The following is a 3870-nucleotide window of genomic DNA, read 5'->3' as shown; positions in this document are numbered from 1 at the left end:
GTCGGAGTGGCGGAATAGGCAGACGCGCTAGGTTGAGGGCCTAGTGTCCGAATAGGACGTGGGGGTTCAAGTCCCCCCTCCGACACCATCGCTAACTACACGGGGTCTGGACTCGACGAGAACCTGGCCGTCTTGGTGGTAGGTGACGTCGATTCCCATCTCTTCGTAGACGGCGGCTTTGTCTGTGGGGTCTGCGTCAGCGAGTGTCGCGGTGATGTCTCGCAGGCTGGCCACCAGAGCTTTGATGTCGTCTTTGGTGAGTCGGGTGGACGCTCTGACGCCGAGGAATGTTTCGAGGCGCCGGCGTTCCTGAGTGGTCTCAGCAATCCAGCGTCCCACGGTTGCTGCTGCTTCGGGTTCGTTGCGGACGATGCTGCGGTAGCCGTCGAGTTCACGGTCGAGCTTGGTGATCCGTTTCCGGATCTTGTCGTGTCGGGCTTCGTCGTCGGGATCGGGTTGGGCGGCTTCAGCGAGGGCCCGGCATGTGTCGTCGAGGTGTCCGGTGTCGAAGAGTTCTCCGAGCCATTCGTCCAGGCCGGGAAGTAACGCTTCTTCCCTCACATAGATCGTGGCGGCATGCCCATTGCGATCGACCTTGTCGTTGCGGTGGACCTGGCAGCGGTAGTAGGGACGGTCGTGGTTCCAGGCACCTTCCATACGCCGGCCACACTGGCCGCAGCGTATACGGCCGGCCAGCAGGTAACGCCTCCCCGTTTTGGGTTGGCGGGTAGAAGTACGTCGGTTCTTGCGGAACCGCTCCTGGACTTCGTCGTATTGCTGACGGGTGATGAGAGGCTCATGGGGCGGTTCGTTCGACCAGATCCATTCGGTCGGATCGTTACGGCGCATGCGGGTCTCGTGACCCAGGCCGACGTCATGCACATTGATGAGAACCTCGTCACGTCGCTGCCGGTTCCACACCTGATATCCGGTGTAGCGGGGATTGTCGAGAATGGCTCGCACAGCAGTCGGCTGCCAGGCTGAGCTGCCGGTCAGTCGGTGACGGTTGCGCGCAGGGTCGGCGGCCGAGGGACACGGGATGTCTTCGGCGGTGAGATCGCGGGCGATGGCATGAATCCCCTTGCCGGCTAGGAACTGGCTGAAGATACGCTCGACGACAGGCGCCGTGAGCAGGTTGGGCTCGAGCTTCCTTGACGTCTGGCCGGCCGCCGCTTTGGCAGGATTGGGGTGCGGGCCGGCGTCGACGAGTTGGTAGCCGTAGGGTGGCCGACCACCCAAGAATCGGCCTTCGATGGCGGCTTGGGCGGCCATCGCGGTGCGGACTCTGGTTTTGATGCGGTTGCGTTCACCTTTGCTCATCCCTCCGTAGAGGTTCATGACGATCTCGTGCGCATCTGAGCCCGGGTCGACCGCACCACCAACCTCTGGGACCCACAGGCCGACCCCGTAGTGGACAAACACGGGGAAGGTGAGACCGAACTGGTTGCCATAGAACGCCCGTTGCGGTTCCCCGATCACCACCGCTTCGAACCCGCGGTCAGGATCGGCGAGAACCTGAAGGAGCCGTGAGGCTTCGGGGCGACGTGACCAGGGCAGGGAACGGGACTGGCCGATGTCGAAGAACTCGGCGACGATCTCACCGTCGGGTTCGATGAGTTGGCGGGACCGGGCGAGCTGCCAGTTGCGTGACGATTCGGGGTCTTGTTGGTCTTCGGTGGAGACCCTGCCGTAGAACGCGAACCGCATCACGAATCCGAGCGTACCGCAGAAGCGGCAGAGTGTGCGACATTCGTCATACCGTCGCGCTCAGCGGCGTGCAGCAGGATACGGAGTAGCACCACAGCTGCAGCCTCGTTGAGAACCGGGGGACCGGTGGCGTCGATGACGACGTTGGCCTGCTCGTTCGCCAGCCGGCCGATACTCGTCTCGGGAGTCGCTTCCATACCGGCAGGATGCGATGCGACCCTTTCAGCAGAATGCCAAACACCCTGTCGCGGCCCGCCGACTCGTCAGCGTCACCGTCTCGCGTTGCCACGAAACGGGCGAGGTGCGGTGGGGGAGCAGCCGGGCCGAAAAGATCCGGTTGAAAGGGTTACGGACACTCTGATAACACTCTGGTAACAGGGTTGGGGTTGTTCTCGTCAATGAGCTGTTTGTACCGGGGTGATGTGTGACACCTTGTACTTGGATCTTATGTGACACTTCTTCGTCGTCGTGGGGGTTGTCGTCGTCGTTGTTTGGGTTGGTAGTACCGGTCGGGGTTGATGGTGAGGGCCCGGATGAGGGCGTCACCGTGGTAGATGTGGGTGAGCCGGTCGACTTCGATGACCCGCACGTGGGCTCGGGCGTAGCGGATTCCGACGTGGATGAGTTTGCCTCGCCAGCCGATGTTGCCGGTTGCACCGACTTTGCGAACGTAGGCGTCGGGCGGGTAGGTCGGTTCGGTCATCTCGTCGGGACCAGGTAGCCGGATCGGATCGGGGTCGGTGGGGGCGACGCCGTAGCGTTCTGCGGGTGTGGCGTCTGCGATGCCTTGGTGGGGTCGGCGCCGGTTGTAGTGGAACCGGAACCCGTCTAGGAGTTCTTGGAGATCCTCGAGGGTCTCTGGGGGGCCTTGGTCGGTGAGCCATTCCTTGACGGTGCGGTGGAACCGTTCGAGTTTCCCGAGCGTTTGGGGGTGATAGGGCGCCGAGTTGATCAGCTCGACCCCCAACTCTTTGAGTGACACTTCGAAGGCGACTTCGGTGCCGTGGAGTCTTCCGGTGAAGATCAGGCCGTTGTCTGAGAGCACTTGGCGGGGCAGCCCGTAACGTGAAGCGGCGATCTCGAAGGCGTCCCATGCCAGATCCCCGGTCGCAGCCGGCCCGGCGAGGGCAGCGAGGAGGTAGCGGGAGTGGTCATCGATCACGTCAACGACCCACACCTCGGCGTTATCGGCAAGGACGATACGGGTGGCGTCGATCTGCCACAGATCGTTCGCGATGTCCCGCTCGAACCGTTTGTTCGCTTTGCGACGGCGCGGTGGTCGGGCAGCGATGAGGCCGTTACGGACCAGCACCTGATGAATCGTCGACACGACAGGCGCATCGACACCGGCGCGGGTCAGTTCGGCACCGATACGTCGTGCCCCCCAGCGGGGATGACCCTTACGCATCTGAACGATCCGCACCTCCAACTCGGCTGGGATCTGGTTCGCAGGATGCGGCGGGACCGGTCCTGCAACCCGGGGAGGCCCTCGGCGAGATACCGGCGTCGATACCGGTAATACGTCTGGCGGGAGATCCCGTATCTCTTACAGATCTCGGTCACCGTCAACCCGGTGCGCTCGGCCTCCATCAACACTTCTAAACGTAACTCTGCCATCGTCACCACCTTCAAAGCCACCGCCAACCTCCAAACCGAAGCTCGAAGGCCAGCATGCAGCAATCAACTCGGTGGTGTCACACATCTCCCCGGAACACTGTCACACATGTGTCCGGAACGATCTGTCACCGATCTCCCCGGAATGAACATCTTTTCGATCCGGCCACTCCCCCACCGCCCCACCGGTGTCTCGGGCGGACACGCAAGGGCGGTGCCGATCAGCCGGCCGGGGGTGACAGGGTGTCGGGCATTCTGCTGACAGGGTTCTGCCGCAACCTGCGGGGTATGGAAGCGACTCCCGAGATAGGTATCGGCCAGCTAGCGAGGACACCGACCAGGGTCGTGATTGACGCTGCGGGACCTCCGATTCTCAACGAGGCTGCAGCCGAGGTGCTGCTGCGCATCCTGCTACGCGCAGCGAAGCAGCATGCCGGGGCGAATGTCGCATGCACGGTCGCTTCTGCGGTACGCTCGGTTTCGTGATGCGGTTCGCGTTCTACGGCAGGGTCTCCACCGAAGATCAACAAGACCCCGAATCGTCACGCA

At 62.8% G+C, this 3870-nt stretch carries 5 protein-coding genes and 1 tRNA gene; 2 read left to right on the top strand and 4 right to left on the bottom strand.

All coding sequences use genetic code 11. The features are described from left to right. Positions 1 to 88 (top strand) — tRNA-Leu (locus GXP34_00030). On the opposite strand, the gene GXP34_00025 is transcribed toward GXP34_00030, so the two are convergent. The 4 genes from GXP34_00025 to GXP34_00010 all read right to left on the bottom strand — a co-directional run bounded on the left by GXP34_00025 (position 67) and on the right by GXP34_00010 (position 3324). Continuing rightward, a complete protein-coding gene (locus GXP34_00025) occupies positions 67 to 1710 on the bottom strand; it encodes a recombinase family protein (protein ID NOY54364.1) in 1644 nt (547 codons plus the stop codon). The two genes, GXP34_00030 and GXP34_00025, sit on opposite strands and share 22 nt — an antisense overlap. Further along, the gene (locus tag GXP34_00020) at positions 1707 to 1904 is read right to left on the bottom strand and encodes a hypothetical protein (protein NOY54363.1); all 198 of its coding nucleotides are present in this window, start codon (positions 1902 to 1904) and stop codon (positions 1707 to 1709) included. Before GXP34_00020 ends, GXP34_00025 begins: the two co-directional genes overlap by 4 nt. Before the next feature lie 248 nt (positions 1905 to 2152). Beyond that, the gene (locus GXP34_00015; GenBank protein ID NOY54362.1) at positions 2153 to 3115 is read right to left on the bottom strand and encodes a transposase family protein; all 963 of its coding nucleotides are present in this window, start codon (positions 3113 to 3115) and stop codon (positions 2153 to 2155) included. Continuing rightward, positions 3064 to 3324 (bottom strand): helix-turn-helix domain-containing protein, encoded by a 261-nt coding sequence (locus GXP34_00010; GenBank protein ID NOY54361.1) that lies wholly within the window; start codon positions 3322 to 3324, stop codon positions 3064 to 3066. The genes GXP34_00015 and GXP34_00010 overlap by 52 nt, the downstream gene beginning before the upstream one ends. Positions 3325 to 3564: 240 nt before the next feature. Here GXP34_00010 and GXP34_00005 point away from each other — a divergent pair, with 240 nt between their 5' ends. Beyond that, the gene (locus tag GXP34_00005) at positions 3565 to 3807 is read left to right on the top strand and encodes a hypothetical protein (GenBank protein ID NOY54360.1); all 243 of its coding nucleotides are present in this window, start codon (positions 3565 to 3567) and stop codon (positions 3805 to 3807) included. The last annotated feature ends 63 nt before the right edge of the window (positions 3808 to 3870 follow it).

The organism is Actinomycetota bacterium (assembly GCA_013152275.1).
GTDB lineage: Bacteria > Actinomycetota > Acidimicrobiia > Spongiisociales > UBA4744 > BMS3Bbin01.
Note: the sequence above shows the minus strand (reverse complement) of the source record. Positions and strands in the feature narration are given on the sequence as shown.